We start from the raw sequence: 18,995 nt of genomic DNA on the forward strand, positions 1-18,995 counted from the left end.
TATGGGAAAAATAAGTAAGCATCTCATATCCTGGGAAAATTGGTTATTTGTATTTACGGCATTTCTGTTGCTTGCTGTAGCGCCATTGACCCTTTCGGAGTTCAGACTTAACCTACTAGGAAAATTTCTGGCTTATGCCATCTTGGCCCTGGGAATTGACCTCATCTGGGGATACACAGGAATCCTCAGCCTTGGCCACGGAGTCTATTTCGGGCTAGGAGCTTACAGTATGGCCATGTATTTAAAATTAGAAGCATCGGGCGGGCAGCTTCCGGACTTCATGTCCTGGAGCGGCCTGACAGAGCTTCCCTGGTTCTGGAAGCCATTTCAACATGCCTGGTTTGCTGTTCCCATGACGATAATTTTGCCAGTTACTCTGGCCGTTATCTTAGGGTTCCTGACCTTTCGAAACAGGATTAAGGGAGTGTATTTTTCAATTTTATCCCAGGCTCTGGCCATTATTTTTGTTACCCTCTTCATCGGACAGCAGCCCTATACCGGTGGAACCAACGGCCTGACCAGCTACAAGACCATATTTGGTTTTTCGCTGGCCAGTTCCAAGACTCAGATGACACTTTACACAGTTACCGTATTGGTTCTTGGGTTAGCTTTCCTGTTTTGCCGCGGACTTACCAGGGCTAGGTTCGGCCGAATTTTAATGGCCATTCGGGATGGGGAGAATAGGGTACGCTTTACAGGTTATGATCCTACAGTGTATAAGGTTTTCGTTTATGCTGTTTCAGCTGCCCTGGCCGGGATTGCAGGCGCGCTTTTTGTAACCCAGGTTGGTATTATCTCCCCGGCCATGATGGGTATAGTACCATCAATTGAAATGGCTGTCTGGGTCGCCGTCGGCGGGCGCGGTACTCTGGTGGGGGCTGTTGTGGGAGCAATCCTGGTTAATGCGGCCAAAAGCAGTTTCAGCGAAACCTTTCCTGATGCCTGGTCATATTTCATAGGGGCTTTGTTTGTTGGAGTAGTTTTACTATTCCCCGATGGGATGATGGGACTGCTTAAAAAGATCAGGGGAAGATTTGAAGCGAGCGGGACGCACACAAATACGGTTCAGACAGGGACAATAAATACAAAGGAGGGAAGGTTATATGGCGGGTACGATACTGTACTTGGAAAACGTTACCGTTGATTTTGACGGGTTCAAAGCCATCCAAAATCTGAATTCCTATATTGAGTATGGCGAGCTTCGTTTTCTTATAGGGCCCAATGGAGCAGGCAAGACAACCCTGCTGGACGTGATTTGCGGAAAAACAAAGCTCACCGAGGGGCGGGTAATTTTCGACAATACCGAAATCACCAGGAAGAGTGAGCATGAAATCGTAAAAATGGGCATCTGCAGAAAATTTCAAACCCCCTCCGTTTTCAACAACCTCACTGTTTTTGAAAACCTTGAGTTAGCCGTACAAAAACACCGGGGGATTTTGGCATCGTTATTTCGCAACCTGACTGCTGAACAGGCCGAAAAGATTAATGCTACTCTGGAAAACATCGGTCTTGCCGATCAAGCTGGTGTCAAAGCGGGCTCCTTGTCCCATGGGCAAAAACAATGGCTGGAAATTGGCATGCAACTGGTACAGGATCCGGAACTCCTGCTTTTGGATGAGCCCGTTGCCGGAATGACCAAAAAAGAGACTGAAAAAACCGGACAACTACTCCGGGAAATTGCCAAAAACCGGTCTGTGCTGGTAGTCGAACATGATATGGAATTTGTGAGGAATTTTGCCCAAAAGGTCACAGTTATGCACGAAGGTAAAATTCTTTGCGAGGGGACCGTTGATAAAGTGCAGAGCGACCCTAAAGTGATTGAGGTCTACTTGGGACGGGGGCGGGAAAATGTTAAACATTGAAAATTTGAATGTTTACTATGATGAAAGCATTATCCTTCGCGATGTTGACCTGCGGGTTCCGGCCGGACAGGTAGTTTGCCTGATGGGCAGAAACGGTGTGGGTAAAACAACGTTGCTTAAGACAGTAATGGGCCTGCTGCGGCCGAAAACGGGAAAGATTGAGTTCAGCGGGAAAGACATTACCAGAAAGACCCCTGATAAAAGGGCTAAAGCAGGCATAGGTTACGTACCCCAGGGACGGGATATTTTTCCCCTTTTGACAGTTGAAGAAAACCTTTTGCTGGGCCTGGAAGCAGGAACTGAAAAAAAGAAGGGCATCCCGGATGACGTTTTTGAAATGTTTCCGGCTTTAAAAGAAATGCTGAACCGAAAAGGCGGAGACTTAAGCGGCGGGCAGCAGCAGCAGTTGGCAATTGCCAGGGCCCTGGTTTCCCGCCCAAAGATGCTGATTCTGGATGAACCGACGGAAGGTATTCAGCCTTCTATCATTCTAGATATTGCCAAGGCAATCAAGGTCATTCGCGAAAAAAGCGACGTTTCCATCCTGCTGGTGGAACAATACCTAGAGTTTGTGTTGGAACTGGCAGATTACTACTATGTAATGGAAAAAGGGTCCATTGTAACCCAGGGACCTGTAAAGGAAATGAACGAGGACATGGTCAAGAATTACCTGACCGTTTGACCCGAATAATACATTGACTTTTAAAAAAATGGTATTCTTTTTGACTGAGTTATTCTGTTGAATACGGCAATCTTTTTGGTTATACCTGAACAATACGTGCAATCTTATCTGGTTAGGAGTGACAAGTTATGCGTTTGACTCCCCGTGAGCAGGAAAAACTGTTGGTTTACTTGGCTGCCCAACTGGCCTGGGAGCGGAAAGCAAGGGGACTCAAGCTGAACTACCCCGAGGCGGTGGCAATTATTACATCGGCTATTCAGGAAGGGGCCAGGGACGGCAGAACCGTTGCCGAACTTATGCAGTATGGCGCCCAGATTTTAACCAGCGAAGACGTTATGCCAGGCGTCAGTGAAATGATTCATGAAATACAGGTGGAAGCTACTTTTCCTGACGGCACAAAACTGGTAACAGTACATAATCCGATAAGGTAGGTGAGGATCTATGATACCTGGAGAGTATATTTTGGGTGAAGGTGAGATTGAAGCAAACAAGGGCAGGAAAACGGTGCAGATTACCGTTGCCAATACGGGTGACAGGCCGGTACAGGTAGGTTCACATTTTCATTTCTTTGAGGTGAATAAGTTCCTGGAATTTGACAGGGCCAAGGCTTTGGGGATGCGGCTCAACATTCCGGCGGGGACTGCCGTGAGGTTTGAACCCGGAGAAGAAAAGGATGTTACACTGGTGGAAATTGGCGGTAAAAAAACAATCTACGGGCTTAACGGCCTGACTGAGGGGGCGGTCCGTTCCGCGGCGACGGCGGACTGCGCCATTGAAAAGGCGGTTAGAGGGAAATTTAAGGGTGCGCAAAAACCCTGCCTTGGCAAAAAGTAGCTTGAAGAGGTGAGAAAATAATGAGTTTGAAAATGACGCGCCGGGAGTATGCCGATATGTTTGGACCTACGGTGGGAGACAGGGTGCGCCTGGCTGATACTGATATTATCATTGAAGTTGAACGCGATTTTACGGTTTACGGAGACGAGTGCAAATTCGGCGGGGGTAAGGTACTGCGGGACGGGATGGGCCAGTCCCCGAACGCCACCAGGGAAGAGGGGGTTTTGGACCTGGTCATCACTAATGCACTGATCCTCGACCACTGGGGTATTGTTAAGGCCGATATCGGTATCCGTGACGGAAGAATTGTCGGTATAGGCAAGGCTGGGAACCCTAACCTGATGGACGGGGTTGACCCCGGTATGGTTGTGGGGGCTGCTACGGAAGTTATTGCCGGGGAAGGGATGATTGTAACACCCGGGGGGATAGATACCCACATTCACTTTATTTCCCCGCAGCAGGTAGAAACGGCCATTGCCTCCGGAATCACAACCATGATTGGCGGGGGCACAGGTCCGGCAACAGGGACCAATGCCACTACCTGCACCCCGGGAGCCTGGAATATTCATAAGATGCTGGAAGCCGCGGAAGAGTTTCCGGTGAACATGGGTTTTCTGGGCAAAGGCAACTGTTCTTTTGCAGCCCCTTTGATCGAACAGGTTATGTCCGGGGCTATGGGCTTAAAACTTCATGAAGACTGGGGGTCCACACCCGCAGCCATTGACAAGTGCCTGCGTGTTGCCGATGAATACGATGTACAGGTAGCCATCCATACCGACACCCTGAACGAAGCCGGGTTTGTGGAAGATACAATTGCCGCTATCAACGGGCGGACCATTCACACTTACCATACTGAAGGCGCGGGTGGCGGCCACGCCCCCGATATCATCAGGATTGCCGCCGAACCGAACGTGTTGCCTTCATCCACAAACCCTACGCGCCCTTTTACAATTAACACTGTCGACGAGCACCTGGATATGCTGATGGTCTGCCATCACCTGGACAGCAAAGTACCTGAGGATGTTGCCTTTGCAGATTCGCGGATAAGGGCCGAAACCATTGCCGCCGAAGACATTCTTCATGACCTGGGCGTTTTCAGTATGTTCAGCTCTGATTCTCAGGCTATGGGCCGGGTAGGTGAGGTTATTATCCGGACCTGGCAGACAGCGGACAAGATGAAAAAACAGCGCGGGCCTTTACCTGAAGATAGCAGCAGGAATGATAATTTCCGGGCCAAGCGTTATATTGCCAAATACACCATCAATCCGGCCGTTACTCACGGGATCAGCAGGTATGTGGGTTCTATTGAAACCGGGAAACTGGCTGACATTGTCCTGTGGCAGCCCAGGTTTTTCGGCGTAAAGCCGGAAATAGTGATCAAGGGTGGTATGATAGCCTACAGCCAGATGGGCGATGCCAATGCCTCTATCCCTACGCCGCAGCCCGTCTTTTCCAGGCCTATGTTCGGTGCCCTGGGCAAAGCAAAGTTCCGGACCTGTTTGACCTTTGTATCGGAATACGCTTTTGTCCATGGTGTTAAATCTCTGCTGGGCTTGGAAAAAGAGGTTGTGCCGGTGAAGAACTGCCGGAGCATATCTAAAAAGCAGATGCTCCACAACGATGCGCTGCCGGATATTACCGTTGACCCGGAAACCTATGAAGTAAGGGTCAACGGGGAGCTTTTAACCTGCGAGCCGGCGAAGGAACTGCCGCTTGCCCAGAGATACTTTCTGTTTTAATCTCCACTTTAATCTCCACACCCGGTTAGAGAGGTGATGACTGTGATATTTAAAGAAGTACTTGGTAACTTACATGACCTGGACATACCGGATCATCGTATTGAAAAAGTGGCCCTTGAATGGTTTGAACTGGATAAAAGGCTGCTATGCAAAACCACTGATAAGGGCAACGACATCGGGATTGCCGTGGAAGGGAGACGGCGGTTGCGGCATGGCGATATCCTTTTCCTTACGCCCGAAAGGGTCATCGCTGTTGAAGTACTGCCCACGAAAGCCATTGTGCTGGAACCCAGAAATATGCCGGAGATGGCTCAGGTTTGCTACCAGTTGGGGAACCGGCATGCTCCCTTGTATATGAGCGGGGAACAGATCCTGGTCCCTTTTGACCAGACAATAGTGGAATTGTTCGAACGCCTGAATATCCCTGTCAAAATTGAAAGGAGGAGGTTGGAACATGGCCTCCGGCCTGAATCACCTCACCATCACTGAACAAAGCTTACTGTCATTACTACAAATCAGTGACAGTTTTTTTCCCACCGGCGCCTTTTCGCATTCCTATGGGTTAGAGACTTATGTGCAGGAGGGCCAGGTGGCATCCAAAGAAACATTGGCCCGCTTCCTTACTGCTTACCTGCTGGAATCCACCGCCACTTCAGACTGCCTGGCCATGGTTTTGGCTTACGGATATGTCGAAAATGAGGAGTGGGAAAAGGTCCTGAAACTGGACTACCTACTTTCAGCACAAAAACTGGCCAGGGAGAGCCGTGAAGCAAGTGTTAAAACGGGTACCCGGATGCTGCGGGCAGTTATGAAGCTAATTGAGGACTCAAGGTTAGTCCGGTTGAGTGATTTGATAGATTCCGGACAAGCTTTTGGCAATCATGCGGTAGTCTATGGCATAGTAGCGAAGGTTTATGGATTTGGGATAAAAGAGGCGGCACTGGCTTATGTATATGCTGTGACCGCAAGTATGATAAACAATGCCGTCCGATTAATACCTTTGGGACAAAATGACGGCCAGTGGGTCCTGGCCCAACTACAGGATTTAATGGCTGAAACAGCTAAGAAGGCCATGCAGTTTTCACTTGAGGATATAGGGTCGTCGGCCCCCGCCCTGGAGATCAGGTCAATGCAGCACGAGAGGTTGTATTCGCGGCTTTTTATGTCATAGGCCTAAAATTCAGATTTTCTACATGGCTACAAATTAAGGGCCTTATATATTTGTCGGTTATCAATTGGTTGAACAATTTTAAATTTTTTGTAGAGGAAGTGGTTAATTTGAGTCAGCTAGCACATCATTTAAAGCCTGTAAGAATAGGCATCGGGGGGCCTGTTGGTTCGGGAAAAACCGCCTTAATAGAAAAACTGACCCGCCGCCTCCACAAGGAGTACAGCCTGGCTGTAGTGACCAACGATATATATACAAAGGAAGACGCTGAATTTCTTACTCGCAACGGGGTTCTGCCGGCGGACAGGATCATCGGCGTGGAAACCGGGGGATGCCCCCATACTGCTATCCGCGAAGATGCTTCCATGAACCTGGAGGCAATCGACAAACTTTCAAACAGGTTTCCCGACCTTGACATTATCTTTGTGGAAAGCGGCGGTGACAACCTTTCTGGCACTTTCAGCCCCGAACTGGTGGACTTGTTCATTTTTGTCATTGACGTATCCGAGGGTGACAAAATCCCGCGGAAAGGCGGGCCGGCCATATCAAGATCAGACCTGCTGGTAATCAATAAGATTGACCTGGCCCCATACGTAGGGGCCGACCTGGGAGTAATGGAACGGGATTCGCGGAAGATGAGGGGGCAGCGTCCCTTCATATTTACCAATTTGTTTACAGAAGAGGGCCTCAATGAGGTAATATCTTGGATCAAAAAGCACGCTTTACTGGAGGACCTGGCATGTTAAAACCCAATTTACAAACGCCCGGAACAGATTCTGTCATACCCGGGGTGACCAGGCAGAGCAATATTGTGAAACTGCAATACGGCGACAAGGGTGAACTGATGCTGCGTCTTGGCGTAAAAAACGGGAGAACAGTGATATTAGACGCGTACAACAAGGCGCCTCTGAAGATAGCCAAACCTTTCTATCTGGAGCCGGAGTCGGGTGAAATCTTTATTTACCAGATGAACCCCTCTGGCGGCATGCTCCAGGGGGACGTATATCGCCAGGAAGTAGAAATCGAACCCGGCGGGCGGCTGTTCATGTCGACCCAGTCGGCCACCAGGATATACCGTACACCTCAATATTGTGCTGCACAATACAATTTATTCAGCCTTGGCAGAGATGCCCTTTTCGAGTATTTTCCCGACCCGTCAATCCCCTTTGCTGGATCAAAGTTTGTAGGGGATACGGAAGTCCATTTGACAAAAGGCTGTACGGCCTTCCTGTCCGAAATAGTGACCCCGGGCAGAATCAAGCGCAACGAGGTTTTTCAATATGAGTATTACCGTTCAAAAACCAGGGTTTACTGGGATGGGGAGCCGGTACTGTGGGATAACTGGTGCCTGAGTCCCAGGCAGAACGATATTGCTTCGCTTGGCATTTGCGACGGCTTTACTCACCAGGGGAGCCTCTTTATATTTTCTGAAAAAGTATGTCAGGGCCTGGCTGACAATTTACATGAGAGGCTGCTCGAACAAAAGGATGTTATGGGCAGCGCTTCACTTACAGTTAAAAACGGTATTGTGGTACGGCTGCTGGGAAGAAGAGCAGACCAGGTTGAAGAGGCCGTTAAATCCTGTTGGGACATTGCTCGCCGTGCGATTATTGGTTTGCCAAGGCCCCATGTCAGGAAGTATTAAGTAACTTTATACGCAAGGGTATTAAGGGAAAAAGCAGCGTACTCTATTCACAAGTCAAATTACTCCAGATGATAACTGAAAAAATCCAGAAGAAACCTTGAAATTGCGGAGAATTAAGCAGCTAAAAGGAATAGGGCCGCCTGGAAGAAAGGAGGTTGCAGTCTGCTCAGGGCGTTCCCGCATCTATTTCAAGGGAGGTTTTAAATATGTTGCCGCTTGCATTAAGTATCGGAATTTTAGCCGGCATTTGGACTTTTGTTTCTGGGAGTTTTCAAATTCTAACCTGGCCGGCGTTTGTGGGTTGGGCTCTGTTTTTTGCGGCAGGAGGAGACAATGAGTCAGTGAAAAAAGTCCTTGGCCCCGGTTTACTGGGTATGGTTCTTGGTCTGGCCGTTGTCAAAGGCGCTGCCCTGATTCCCGGAGCCTGGTTTGTGGCTGTTGGTGTAACTGTTATCGCTATCATCATGGTTATGGTCATGCCTGTTAAATTATTTTCCTTTACACCTGCGGCTTTTGCCGGTTGTGCAGTCTATTTTGGTGCCAATGGGGATATTGTGGCGGCGGTGATTCCTTTTGTTTTCGGAACAGTACTTGGCTGGGTATCGGCGGTGCTGCCAAAGTATTTCCAAAAGCCTAACTTAGAATAATCCATAATTAATTAGGGCCAAAAGGGCGCTGCGCAATCCAGTGCCCTTTACTAATTTATGTCGGTTGGCAGAAGGTGAAGTTAATATCAAAAGAGAAATATTGAGTAAAATAAAAATGAGCAAAGGAGTTAATGGGAATGGTTGTTTTAGTAGTAAATTGTGGCAGTTCTTCGTTAAAATTTCAGTTATTTGACATGCGTTCAGAAGAGGTTTTGGCCAGGGGCCTTGTAGAGCGTATTGGGTTAAGCGGCGGGAAGTTTAAATACTACCGGGGAACCGAAGAACCTATTGAATTTACTGACAGCCAGGTTTATGCTTCCCATGCCAATGCCCTGGAGGCTGTTTTAAAGGCCTTAACCCAACGGGATTACGGGGTTATTTCCGATATTAGTACCATTAATGCTGTGGGACACCGGGTCGCCCACGGGGGCGAACTCTTCACAGCCGCGACCCTTATTACCGAAGAAGTATTAAGGGGAATTAAAGATTGTATTTCGCTGGCCCCCCTGCATAATCCGGCGAATGTAACAGGTATAGAGGAATGTATGCGGTTGATGCCGGGTACGCCTCAGGTGGCCGTATTCGATACGGCCTTTCACCAGACTATGCCGGAAGAGGCTTACCTTTATGCTATACCATATGCATACTACCAAAAGCATAAAATCCGCCGTTACGGGTTTCATGGCAGTTCACATCGCTATGTGGCAGAGCAGGCCGCTGAGCTTTTAAATAAGCCTCTTGACCGGTTAAAGCTTATTTCCTGCCATCTGGGGAACGGGTCCAGTATATGCGCCATTAAAGAAGGTCGTTCCATTGACACCAGTATGGGCTTTACACCGCTGGAAGGCCTTCCGATGGGCAGCCGGAGCGGCACTATTGACCCCGCCATTATTGAATTTTTAGTGAAAAAAGAAAACATGTCTCTTGACGGGGTTATGGAAGTATTAAACAAGAAGAGTGGCGTTTACGGCATTTCCGGGGTCAGCAGTGATTTCCGGGATTTGGAGCAGGCGGCTGCCGGAGGAAATCACCTATGTGATGTGGCCATCCAGGTATTCTGCAGGTCTGTTAAAAAGTATATCGGTTCTTATTATGCTTTGCTTGAAGGGTTGGATGCCTTGATTTTCACGGCAGGTATCGGAGAAAACTCTGCCTTGGTAAGAGAGAAAATTTGCACCGGGTTGGAGCATATGGGAATAAAATTAGATCGGCGCAGAAACTTAACTCCCGATGCCATAACTGTTTCCGCTGAAGATTCAAAAGTAAAAATAATGGTCATTTCCACTAATGAAGAACTGCTGATAGCCCGGGATGCACAAAAAATAATTCTCCAGAGAATTATTCCCTCATAAATTTCCACAAGGATTTTTCAGGACCGGGGCCAAAATTATAATTAAAGCCACAGTTCATTTTATCTGGGGGGGTCCCTGTGCAGGAATACGGGGTGGAAAGTCTTACTGAAATCATTGACATAGAGGTGCTGCAGGAAGTTCAGGATAAATTTGCCCAGGCAACGGGCCTGGCCGCGGTTATAGCCGACAAAGACGGTAATCCCCTTACCAGGCCGAGTTGTTTTACCAGGTTTTGTGAGTTAATCAGGTCTACACCGGGCGGTTTGGTGAAATGCCAGCAGTCCGACGCAAAGCTCGGCCTTATGGCCAGCCAGTCGCAAAAACCCGTAATGGCTTACTGCCATGCCGGTTTAATGGATTTGGCAGCTCCCATAATAGTTAACGGAAAACACCTGGGGTCTGTACTATGCGGTCAGGTCCTGCCGGAAAAGTCACCGTCCAAAAACCGAGAACTGGCCGCCTACTTGTTTAACTGTCTCGGGAACTTGCCGGACGGTGATAAGTTGGTAGAGGAACTGCCGGTTATGTCTACTGTTAGGTTTGAGGCTGCAGCCGGATTACTCCAGATAATGGCCCAGTATATTGTGCAGATAGGCATTAACTCGTTGAATGAAAAACTGGTTAATCAAAAAAACATGGAACTGATGCAGGAGGAAGCTTCCCGAATCCGTCTGGAAAACGACTTAAAAACCATGGAATTGAAAGCCCTCCAGTCACAGGTGAATCCTCATTTTTTGTTTAACACGTTAAATACTATTGTAAGACTGGCTATGATAGAAGGGGCCGAAGAAACTGAAAAGGTGTCTTATGCCCTGGCCCACCTGCTCCGGTATACCCTGCGCAGGATAGAACAGGAAGTTACTCTGCTGGATGAAGTAAAACATGTAGAAGAGTATTTGATGATACAACAGTACCGGTATGGAGACCGGCTGAAATCAGAAATTGACATTTCAGAGAAAGCGGCACGACTGAAGCTGCCAATCCTGACTTTGCAGCCTCTGGTCGAAAATGCTATAGTCCATGGCCTGGAACCTAAGATTGAAGGAGGGAATATCAGAATTGCCGCAGCGGAAGAAGGCTCCATAGTCAGGATTACAGTAGAGGATAATGGCATGGGGATGACCGAACAGCGATTGCAGGAAATCTGTCACTCATTGGCCGCTCAAACAGGGCGCGGCCATACCACGGGAATAGGTTTCACCAATGTTATAAAAAGGTTGTCCCATTATTTTGGCGAAAAATTTTCTTATGAAATACACAGCGAAATAGCAAAGGGAACCAGGATTTTGCTGAAATGCCCTTTACCGGAAGAGGTCGAAAACGATGTATAGTTTCATGGTAGTTGACGATGAACAGTTGGAACGAAAAGCTATTCAGGTAATAATGGAGCGGCGCAGTTTGCCCTTTAAATGTGTTGCTGAAGCAGGACATGGTGCGGAAGCGGTGAGTAAAGCCGCTGAACAAAAGCCGGACCTGATATTTATGGATATCCAGATGCCTGGAATGAATGGCCTGGAGGCAGCAAAAAAAATTCTTGAGACAAACCCCAAGTGCCGGGTTGTATTTCTTACAGCGTATGACCAGTTCGAGTACGCCCGGAAAGGCTTACAGATGGGAGCTGCTGATTATCTGTTGAAACCTGTCAGGCCCGATATACTGGAAGAAACATGCCGTAAAGTAATGGAGAGCCTGGAGTACGAACGGCGGAAAATGACTGAACATGAACAACTGCAGCAGGAACTCCGGCAATCCAGGCCGATGATTCAGACCGCCCTGGTTTATGACCTGCTTTACGGTAATTTTTATAATAAAGAAGGATTCCGGGACAAGAACGAATATCTGAATTTTGAATTTAAGAGCGCTCTGGTAATGGTCATTTCTATTAAAAGCCCAAATAACCCCAGGCCTATCCAACAGGCATGTAAATCCATCAAAGATTTTTTGGCAGATATTCCTTTTGCCTTTGTAGTACCCGTAGGAATGGACCGTATCGCATTCCTGTGGGGTCATAACATGGAACAGGTTGAATTAACCCTGCAGGATATGAAGGAAATGGCTTATAATTTACAGCAGCAGGTTGCCCAGGAAACAGGGTTGGATAGCTGTATTGGTATCGGATGGGTTTATCATGACTTTGCTGATTTATATAAGTCATACCGGGAAGCCTGCAGCGCCGTAAACCTGGCCAACCTCCTGCAAGGCAAAAATTCGGTGTTGCATATAAGTGAGTGTGTCAGGTATTACAACAACATTCCTGAATATTCCCTGGGGGCAGAAAAGAAATTGGCCGAACTGGTCCTCCAGGGAAACTGTGAGGGGATTGGTGAATGTGTTCAGGAACTTTACCAGGCAATTTTCCGCTCTTGTAGCGGCAATCTGATCTGGGCAAAAGCGCGGTGCCTCCAACTGCTTGGGGTCCTGTGCAGGGTGGCCGCAGATGCAAGGGCTGATGCCGAGGAGTTAGTCAGAATAAATTCAAACCTGGTAAACGAACTATTGGAACTCAACCAGTTAGAGGAGCTAAAGGGATGGATGCAGAAGGGTTTTGCTGAAGTTACCATGCTGGTTAAAAAGACCTGGGAGCTGTCATCCAACAGGGTAATTAAACAGGTGCAGGACTATGTTGAACAAAACCTGCACAAAAACATAACCCTGGAAGACATATGCGGGGTGGTTTACCTGAATCCCCAGTATTTTAGCAGGCTGTTTAAAAAGGAAACAGGGATAACCTTTATTGAATATTTAACCAGGAGACGTATTGAGCGGGCCAAGATTTTATTGAAAGAAGAAGGTTTGTCTGTTTCACTTACAGCCAGGAAGGTAGGTTTTGCTGATGCCAATTACTTTAGCCGGGTCTTTTGCAGGTTGGAAGGCATACCACCCAGTGAATACGCCAGGAAAAGGCCCTGAATTTCATAAAAAGTCAAGAAAAGATAGTAGAAGGACAAAATAGTCCAGTTTGCATAAAGCAGGCTGGATTATTTTTTTTGCCCTGTTTGGAAGAGTCAAACCTGTCCAGACGCACTCTCGGATAATCCAGAAGAGAATGGCCCAGAGCAGAGAAATCTAATCACGTGATCATCTCCGTTGATTAAATTTTTGATAGAACATGTGGGAACAGGGGGTGAAATAATGTCCTATGAAGCGCTGGGGATGGTGGAGACAAAGGGTCTGGTGGCGGCCATTGAAGCTGCGGATGCTATGAGCAAAGCAGCCAATGTTGTATTAATCGGTTACGAAAAAATCGGGTCCGGTCTGGTAACCGTTATGGTCAGGGGTGATGTAGGCGCTGTTAAAGCGGCTACTGATGCGGGAGCGGCCAGCGCCCAGAAAGTCGGGGAACTGGTATCTGTGCATGTAATACCCAGACCCCATACTGATGTTGAAAAAATCTTACCGAAACTGGAGTAATCACATAACGCTTTGGAGGTGTACAAACTGTGAGTGATCAACTGGTGGAAAAAGTGTTGAACGAAGTTATGAAAAAAGTAGCTCAGGATATGGCCAAACCTGAGGCTCCGGTGTTGGAAAAAGTAACTGAAAACTGCAAACTGACTGAGTTTGTGGGTACTGCAATAGGCAATACCATCGGCCTGGTAATCGCTAATGTAGACAGTGAACTGCATGAAAAAATGGGCCTGGACAAAAAATACCGGTCTATCGGTATTTTTGGCGGTCGGACCGGAGCCGGCCCGCAAATAATGGCTGCTGACGAAGCGGTTAAGGCTACCAATACCGAGGTTGTAGCCATTGAACTGCCCAGGGATACTGAAGGTGGAGCGGGCCACGGCTCTTTGATCATTTTTGGCGCCGAGGAAGTATCTGATGCCCGGAGGGCTGTGGAAGTGGCGTTAAAAGATTTGAACCGGACCATGGGAGACGTTTATGTCAACAGCGCCGGACATCTGGAATTCCAATATACGGCCAGGGCCAGTTACGCTATTCAAAAAGCCTTTAATGCTCCTGTTGGGCAGGCTTTCGGTTTGCTGGTCGGCGCCCCCGCGGCAATAGGCGTGCTTTTATGTGATACGGCGGTAAAAGCGGCCGAAATTGAAGTGATCTCCTACCTTAGCCCCAGTACAACCAGCCATACTAACGAATCTATCCTCGCCTTCAGTGGTGATTCCGGCGCCGTAAGACAGGCGCTGATAGCTGCGCGTGAAGTAGGACTGCAATTGTTATCAGCGTTGGGCGGCCCCTGCAAGTCCCTTACGCAACCTTATATATAAATGCAAACCGTAACAGGCGTTTAAAAAAGTAACTAGTAAAAAGGAGGCATTGACAGATGCGCCGTTCAAAGAGATTTGAAGTTCTCGAAGCCAGGCCTGTTAACCAGGACGGTCTTGTTCAGGAATGGCCGGAGGTTGGTTTAATTGCCATGAACAGTCCCAATGACCCTAAACCGGGAATTAAAATAAGGGATGGCGTTGTCGTTGAACTGGATGGCAAGCCGGCGGAAGAATTTGATATGATAGACCAATTTATTGCTGATTACGCTATTGATGTATCTGTGGCAGAAAAGGTAATGAACATGGATTCTACGGAAATTGCCCGGTTGCTGGTGGATATCAACTGTTCGCGGGAAGAGATAATTAAGCTCACCAGAGGCATGACCCCAGCTAAAATTGTGGAAGTAGTCAGCCAGCTTAACGTGGTTGAAATGATGATGGCTCTGCAAAAGATGCGGGCCCGGAAAACTCCTTCTAACCAGTGTCATGTTACCAACCTGCAAGACAACCCCGTACTCCTGGCTGCCGACGCGGCAGAAGCTGCTGCCAGAGGCTTTGATGAAATGGAGACTACTGTTGCTGTAGTGCGTTACGCGCCTTTAAACGCCCTGGCCATATTAGTAGGTTCCCAGACCGGCAGGGGGGGCGTTATTACCCAATGCGCCGTTGAAGAAGCAACTGAGCTGATGCTGGGCATGAAAGGTTTTACCAGCTATGCCGAAACGGTTTCGGTATACGGAACAGAGCAGGTTTTTGTAGACGGTGACGACACTCCCTGGTCCAAAGCCTTTTTGGCGTCCGCTTACGCATCCCGGGGTCTGAAAATGAGATTTACTTCCGGTACCGGTTCCGAAGTGCAAATGGGCTACGCCGAGGGTAAGTCAATGCTTTACCTGGAGACCAGGTGTATCATGATTACCAAAGGGGCCGGCGTCCAGGGATTACAGAACGGTTCTATCAGTTGTATCGGCATCCCGGGCGCTGTTCCGTCGGGCATCAGGGCTGTTTTGGCGGAAAACCTGATTACCACTATGCTGGACCTGGAAGTAGCTTCCGGCAACGACCAGACATTCTCCCATTCGGACATCAGGAGAACGGCCCGGATGTTGATGCAGATGCTGCCGGGAACAGACTTTATCTTTTCGGGTTACAGCGCAGTACCAAATTATGACAATATGTTTGCCGGGTCTAACTTTGACTGTGAAGACTTCGATGATTACCTGCTCCTGCAGAGGGACCTAATGGTAGATGGGGGTCTCCGGCCGGTAAAAGAAGAGGAAATTATTGCGGTAAGAAACAAGGCCGCCAGGGCTCTGCAGGCAGTATTCAGGGAACTGGGGTTACCCCTTATCACCGACGAAGAGGTGGAAGCTGCTACCTATGCCCACGGTAGCAAAGACATTATCAAACGCAATATTCCTGAAGACCTGAAGGCCGCTGAAGCGCTGATGCGGGGCAATATTACCGGTCTGGATGTGGTTAAAGCCCTGGCCAAGCATAACTTCCATGATGTGGCTGAAAACCTGCTGAACCTCTTGAAACAAAGGGTATCAGGGGACTATTTGCATACATCGGCAATTTTTGATAAGAATTTTAACGTGTTAAGCGCCGTAAATAATCCTAACGATTACCGCGGCCCGGGAACAGGTTACCGGCTGAGCCCCGAGCGTTGGGAAGAAATCAAAAACATTGAAAGGGCCCTCAGTCCGGAAAAACTCGGTATTTAAATTAAAGGGGGTGTCATTAGTGCATCTAAACGAAAATTATTTAAAAGAATTGATTACTCAGGTTGTAGCGGAAATTAGTCAAAATGCTTTACAACAGGTGGAGAATAAGAAAGAGGAACTGACAGGTAAGGGAGAGGCTGACACAGGTGCCGCGTTGCTGAAAGTAAAAGGGCCGGCCCGGCAAGGGGTTAAGGCGGATGAGGTTGTAATCGGCGTGGGACCTGCCTTCGGGCTGGGCCAGCATAAGACCATAGTAGATATTCCTCATGCTACAGTTTTACGGGAAGTTATTGCCGGGATAGAGGAAGAGGGAGTATCTGCCCGGGTTGTCCGCGTGAAACATACCAGCGACCTGGCTTACATCGGCCTTACGGCCGCCAAGCTGAGCGGTTCGGGGATAGGTATCGGCATCCAGTCCCGGGGCACCACAATCATTCATCAGAGAGATTTACTTCCGTTGAACAACCTGGAACTATTCCCCCAGGCGCCGCTTCTTACCCCTGAAACCTTCCGAAAAATCGGTAAGAACGCAGCAAAATATGTCAAGGGAGAATCTCCGGACCCTGTGCCCACTTTGAACGACCAGATGGCCAGGCCCAAATATCAGGCGAAGGCAGCCCTTCTGCACATCAAGGAAACGGAGTTTATCCAGCCGGACAGCCAGCCTGAAGAGTTGGAATTCAGTATATAACGGAAAGGGGTGGGATAAATGTCTGACTTTAATAGGAAAGATCTCGAAACACTGGTTCGTGAAGTGGTAAAGACATTTTTAGCCAAGGAAACGGGCATTGGTGAAGTAGGAAACGGAGAAAAAGACAATTGCCCGACTTCAGTGACAGGCAGTTCCGACAGTTGTCAGGAAGTCGGCTTGCAGGACTATCCCCTGGGAACCAAGCGGCCTGAACTGATTAAAACGCCTGCCGGAAACAGGCTTACCGACATAACCTTAGCCAAAGTAGTTGAAGGTGAAATTAAATCGGACGACTTGAGGATTACGCCGGAAACCCTGCTGCTGCAGGCGCGCATTGCGGAAAAGGTAAACAGGCCCCAGTTTGCCCAAAACCTCAGGAGAGCTGCGGAGCTTACAAAAATTCCGGACCAAAGGGTCCTTGAAATATATAATGCCTTGAGACCGTACCGTTCAACGAAAGAAGAACTCCTGGCCATTGCAGATGAACTGGAGAACCGTTACCAGGCTAAAATTAACGCCGCTATGGTCCGTCAGGCTGCAGAAGTATACGAAAAAAGGAACCGCTTGCGGAAGTAGCATGGAAAATGGGCGCTAAAATAATTGCCGGAGTTGATGTGGGCAACTCAACTACCGAAGTGGCCATAGCGGAGTATTTTAACGGCTTTAGGTTTTTGGGCGGCGGGTTAACAAAGACTACCGGGATTAAGGGTACCGTTGATAACGTGGTAGGTATTATTAAAGTTCTTAAGGAAACAACGGCTTCTATTGGTATCAGCTTAAATGACATTGATTTAATAAGGCTCAACGAAGCTACGCCGGTCATTGGCGATGTGGCCATGGAAACTATCACCGAAACTGTTATTACAGAGTCTACCATGATTGGCCATAATCCCGCCACTCCCGGTGGAGCAGGCTTAGGGATTGGGACAACTGTAAGGTTAAGTAACCTGGACGGATGCCCGCCCGGTAAACAAGTAATTGTGGTGGCTGACCAGGATGTGGATTTCCGTACTGTGGCTGAGCAGTTGAATAGGGCCGTTGCGCGGGGCGTGGATGTACAGGGGGCTATCCTGAAAAATGATGACGGGGTTTTGGTTGCTAACCGGCTGAATAAAATCATCCCTGTCATAGATGAAGTGGAATACATTGACCGCATCCCTTTAAATATGGAGGCGGCCGTGGAAGTTACGGCGCCGGGGGAAACAATCAAGGTCCTGGCCGACCCTTATGGGATAGCTACTGTATTTAAGTTAACGCCCGAAGAAACCAAGCTGATTGTACCGGTAGCCAGGGCGCTGATCGGTAACCGTTCAGCAGTGGTTATCAGAACCCCGCGGGGTGATGTGAAAACGAGGCGCATTCCTGCCGGCAAACTATCTATTCTGGGTGCACGACAGAGATTTGAAGTGGATATCCAGGCGGGTGCGGAAAAAGTCCAGGAAGTAATTGAGAGTGCCGGCAAACTGGAAGATGTCAGGGGAGAGCCCGGAACCAATGTCGGCGGTATGATCGAACGTATCAGGCATGTAATGAGCGACCTAACCAACCAACCGGTGCACAACATGAAGATTCAGGATATTTTGGCCGTAGATACCTTTATACCTCAGAAAGTCCAGGGTGCTCTGGCAGGCGAGTTTTCTCTGGAAAATGCCGTGGGACTGGCAGCCATGGTGAAAACCAACAAACTGCAGATGCAGGAAATCGCCGAAAAACTGGCCGGGGAATTAGGTATTAAAGTGGAAATTGCCGGCGTGGAGGCAGAGATGGCTGTACGTGGCGCCCTGACCACTCCGGGTTCGGACAGGCCCCTGGCCATTCTCGATATGGGGGGCGGTTCTACCGATGCAGCTATCATCGACAGAGAAGGCCACATCAATTCTGTGCATCTGGCCGGCGCCGGAGATATGGTCACTCTGCTGATTAATTCCGAACTTGGCCTGGACAATCCCGGGCTGGCGGAGGAAATCAAGCGGTATCCCTTAGCTAAGGTCGAGTCCTTGTATCATATCCGGACAGAAGACGGGAGCGTACAGTTTTTTGACAAGGCCCTCGACCCCAGGCTTTTTGCCAGGGTAGTAATCTTAAAAGAAAAGGGAGTTATGGAGCCTATTCCGGTCAAGGATTCCCTAGAAAAGATAAAACTGATCCGTCAGGAAGCCAAGAAAAAGGTGTTTGTGACCAATGCAGTCAGGGCATTACAGCGGGTGGCGCCCCACGGAAATATCCGTAATGTGGAATTTGTGGTTATGGTTGGCGGTTCAGCGCTGGACTTCGAAATTCCGGGATTTATCTCCGACCGTTTGGCTGAATACGGAGTAGTGGCGGGCCGCGGTAATATCAGGGGGCAGGCAGGACCGCGGAACGCGGTTGCCACCGGCTTGGTGCTCTCCTATGAAGAGGCAGGTGGCATAAATTGAAT

At 48.6% G+C, this 18,995-nt stretch carries 20 protein-coding genes; all 20 read left to right on the top strand.

The window, feature by feature from the left end; genetic code table 11:
* Nucleotide 1 precedes the first annotated feature (1 nt).
* The 20 genes from urtC (at nucleotide 2) to Tfer_RS11665 (ending at nucleotide 18,993) form a co-directional block, all read left to right on the top strand.
* Nucleotides 2-1,144 (top strand): urea ABC transporter permease subunit UrtC, encoded by a 1,143-nt coding sequence (gene urtC, locus Tfer_RS11570; RefSeq protein WP_052218550.1) that lies wholly within the window; start codon nucleotides 2-4, stop codon nucleotides 1,142-1,144.
* The gene (urtD, locus tag Tfer_RS11575; RefSeq protein WP_052218551.1) at nucleotides 1,104-1,862 is read left to right on the top strand and encodes an urea ABC transporter ATP-binding protein UrtD; all 759 of its coding nucleotides are present in this window, start codon (nucleotides 1,104-1,106) and stop codon (nucleotides 1,860-1,862) included. Before urtC ends, urtD begins: the two co-directional genes overlap by 41 nt.
* On the top strand, nucleotides 1,849-2,544 hold the full coding sequence (gene urtE, locus Tfer_RS11580) for an urea ABC transporter ATP-binding subunit UrtE (protein ID WP_052218552.1): 696 nt from the start codon (nucleotides 1,849-1,851) through the stop codon (nucleotides 2,542-2,544). The genes urtD and urtE overlap by 14 nt, the downstream gene beginning before the upstream one ends.
* A 128-nt stretch (nucleotides 2,545-2,672) precedes the next feature.
* Nucleotides 2,673-2,975, top strand: a complete 303-nt coding sequence (gene ureA, locus Tfer_RS11585; protein WP_013119499.1) for an urease subunit gamma — start codon at nucleotides 2,673-2,675, stop codon at nucleotides 2,973-2,975.
* A gap of 10 nt (nucleotides 2,976-2,985) precedes the next feature.
* A complete protein-coding gene (ureB, locus tag Tfer_RS11590) occupies nucleotides 2,986-3,378 on the top strand; it encodes an urease subunit beta (protein WP_052218553.1) in 393 nt (130 codons plus the stop codon).
* 20 nt (nucleotides 3,379-3,398) lie between these two features.
* The gene (ureC, locus tag Tfer_RS11595; RefSeq protein ID WP_152909045.1) at nucleotides 3,399-5,117 is read left to right on the top strand and encodes an urease subunit alpha; all 1,719 of its coding nucleotides are present in this window, start codon (nucleotides 3,399-3,401) and stop codon (nucleotides 5,115-5,117) included.
* A gap of 36 nt (nucleotides 5,118-5,153) precedes the next feature.
* On the top strand, nucleotides 5,154-5,606 hold the full coding sequence (locus tag Tfer_RS11600) for an urease accessory protein UreE (protein ID WP_427916564.1): 453 nt from the start codon (nucleotides 5,154-5,156) through the stop codon (nucleotides 5,604-5,606).
* The gene (locus Tfer_RS11605; RefSeq protein WP_013119503.1) at nucleotides 5,572-6,288 is read left to right on the top strand and encodes an urease accessory protein UreF; all 717 of its coding nucleotides are present in this window, start codon (nucleotides 5,572-5,574) and stop codon (nucleotides 6,286-6,288) included. The genes Tfer_RS11600 and Tfer_RS11605 overlap by 35 nt, the downstream gene beginning before the upstream one ends.
* A gap of 107 nt (nucleotides 6,289-6,395) precedes the next feature.
* Nucleotides 6,396-7,031, top strand: coding sequence for an urease accessory protein UreG (gene ureG / locus Tfer_RS11610; protein ID WP_052218580.1), 636 nt, complete (start codon nucleotides 6,396-6,398; stop codon nucleotides 7,029-7,031).
* Nucleotides 7,025-7,930 (top strand): urease accessory protein UreD, encoded by a 906-nt coding sequence (locus tag Tfer_RS11615; RefSeq protein WP_052218554.1) that lies wholly within the window; start codon nucleotides 7,025-7,027, stop codon nucleotides 7,928-7,930. Before ureG ends, Tfer_RS11615 begins: the two co-directional genes overlap by 7 nt.
* Before the next feature lie 206 nt (nucleotides 7,931-8,136).
* Nucleotides 8,137-8,577, top strand: coding sequence for a DUF1097 domain-containing protein (locus Tfer_RS11620; RefSeq protein WP_052218555.1), 441 nt, complete (start codon nucleotides 8,137-8,139; stop codon nucleotides 8,575-8,577).
* A gap of 137 nt (nucleotides 8,578-8,714) precedes the next feature.
* The gene (locus Tfer_RS11625; RefSeq protein ID WP_052218556.1) at nucleotides 8,715-9,929 is read left to right on the top strand and encodes an acetate/propionate family kinase; all 1,215 of its coding nucleotides are present in this window, start codon (nucleotides 8,715-8,717) and stop codon (nucleotides 9,927-9,929) included.
* A 77-nt stretch (nucleotides 9,930-10,006) separates the two neighbouring features.
* Nucleotides 10,007-11,260 carry a sensor histidine kinase gene (locus Tfer_RS11630; protein ID WP_052218557.1) on the top strand — a complete coding sequence of 418 codons (1,254 nt, stop codon included), beginning with the start codon at nucleotides 10,007-10,009 and terminating at the stop codon, nucleotides 11,258-11,260.
* The gene (locus Tfer_RS11635; protein ID WP_052218558.1) at nucleotides 11,253-12,839 is read left to right on the top strand and encodes a response regulator transcription factor; all 1,587 of its coding nucleotides are present in this window, start codon (nucleotides 11,253-11,255) and stop codon (nucleotides 12,837-12,839) included. The genes Tfer_RS11630 and Tfer_RS11635 overlap by 8 nt, the downstream gene beginning before the upstream one ends.
* 222 nt (nucleotides 12,840-13,061) lie before the next feature.
* Entirely contained in the window at nucleotides 13,062-13,340 is a 279-nt protein-coding gene (gene eutM / locus Tfer_RS11640) for an ethanolamine utilization microcompartment protein EutM (RefSeq protein ID WP_052218559.1), read from the top strand.
* A gap of 29 nt (nucleotides 13,341-13,369) precedes the next feature.
* A complete protein-coding gene (gene pduB / locus Tfer_RS11645) occupies nucleotides 13,370-14,158 on the top strand; it encodes a propanediol utilization microcompartment protein PduB (protein ID WP_052218560.1) in 789 nt (262 codons plus the stop codon).
* A 56-nt stretch (nucleotides 14,159-14,214) separates the two neighbouring features.
* Nucleotides 14,215-15,885 carry a propanediol/glycerol family dehydratase large subunit gene (locus Tfer_RS11650; RefSeq protein ID WP_052218561.1) on the top strand — a complete coding sequence of 557 codons (1,671 nt, stop codon included), beginning with the start codon at nucleotides 14,215-14,217 and terminating at the stop codon, nucleotides 15,883-15,885.
* A 19-nt stretch (nucleotides 15,886-15,904) separates the two neighbouring features.
* A complete protein-coding gene (locus Tfer_RS11655; RefSeq protein WP_052218562.1) occupies nucleotides 15,905-16,576 on the top strand; it encodes a propanediol/glycerol family dehydratase medium subunit in 672 nt (223 codons plus the stop codon).
* A gap of 18 nt (nucleotides 16,577-16,594) precedes the next feature.
* A complete protein-coding gene (locus Tfer_RS11660) occupies nucleotides 16,595-17,152 on the top strand; it encodes a diol dehydratase small subunit (RefSeq protein WP_052218563.1) in 558 nt (185 codons plus the stop codon).
* Nucleotides 17,153-17,160: 8 nt separating this feature from the next.
* Complete coding sequence (locus Tfer_RS11665) at nucleotides 17,161-18,993, top strand: diol dehydratase reactivase subunit alpha (protein ID WP_052218564.1); 1,833 nt, start codon at nucleotides 17,161-17,163, stop codon at nucleotides 18,991-18,993.
* Nucleotides 18,994-18,995 lie beyond the last annotated feature (2 nt).

The organism is Thermincola ferriacetica, assembly GCF_001263415.1.
Classification (GTDB): domain Bacteria; phylum Bacillota; class Thermincolia; order Thermincolales; family Thermincolaceae; genus Thermincola; species Thermincola ferriacetica.

What these genes read in the sequence shown, in the direction of transcription:
- urtC (WP_052218550.1), top strand. Translation starts at nt 2, where the DNA reads ATGGGAAAAATAAGTAAGCATCTCATATCCTGGGAAAATTGGTTATTT.
- urtD (WP_052218551.1), top strand. Translation starts at nt 1,104, where the DNA reads ATGGCGGGTACGATACTGTACTTGGAAAACGTTACCGTTGATTTTGAC.
- urtE (WP_052218552.1), top strand. Translation starts at nt 1,849, where the DNA reads ATGTTAAACATTGAAAATTTGAATGTTTACTATGATGAAAGCATTATC.
- ureA (WP_013119499.1), top strand. Translation starts at nt 2,673, where the DNA reads ATGCGTTTGACTCCCCGTGAGCAGGAAAAACTGTTGGTTTACTTGGCT.
- ureB (WP_052218553.1), top strand. Translation starts at nt 2,986, where the DNA reads ATGATACCTGGAGAGTATATTTTGGGTGAAGGTGAGATTGAAGCAAAC.
- ureC (WP_152909045.1), top strand. Translation starts at nt 3,399, where the DNA reads ATGAGTTTGAAAATGACGCGCCGGGAGTATGCCGATATGTTTGGACCT.
- Tfer_RS11600 (WP_427916564.1), top strand. Translation starts at nt 5,154, where the DNA reads ATGACTGTGATATTTAAAGAAGTACTTGGTAACTTACATGACCTGGAC.
- Tfer_RS11605 (WP_013119503.1), top strand. Translation starts at nt 5,572, where the DNA reads ATGGCCTCCGGCCTGAATCACCTCACCATCACTGAACAAAGCTTACTG.
- Tfer_RS11615 (WP_052218554.1), top strand. Translation starts at nt 7,025, where the DNA reads ATGTTAAAACCCAATTTACAAACGCCCGGAACAGATTCTGTCATACCC.
- Tfer_RS11620 (WP_052218555.1), top strand. Translation starts at nt 8,137, where the DNA reads ATGTTGCCGCTTGCATTAAGTATCGGAATTTTAGCCGGCATTTGGACT.
- Tfer_RS11625 (WP_052218556.1), top strand. Translation starts at nt 8,715, where the DNA reads ATGGTTGTTTTAGTAGTAAATTGTGGCAGTTCTTCGTTAAAATTTCAG.
- Tfer_RS11635 (WP_052218558.1), top strand. Translation starts at nt 11,253, where the DNA reads ATGTATAGTTTCATGGTAGTTGACGATGAACAGTTGGAACGAAAAGCT.
- eutM (WP_052218559.1), top strand. Translation starts at nt 13,062, where the DNA reads ATGTCCTATGAAGCGCTGGGGATGGTGGAGACAAAGGGTCTGGTGGCG.
- Tfer_RS11650 (WP_052218561.1), top strand. Translation starts at nt 14,215, where the DNA reads ATGCGCCGTTCAAAGAGATTTGAAGTTCTCGAAGCCAGGCCTGTTAAC.
- Tfer_RS11660 (WP_052218563.1), top strand. Translation starts at nt 16,595, where the DNA reads ATGTCTGACTTTAATAGGAAAGATCTCGAAACACTGGTTCGTGAAGTG.
- Tfer_RS11665 (WP_052218564.1), top strand. Translation starts at nt 17,161, where the DNA reads ATGGGCGCTAAAATAATTGCCGGAGTTGATGTGGGCAACTCAACTACC.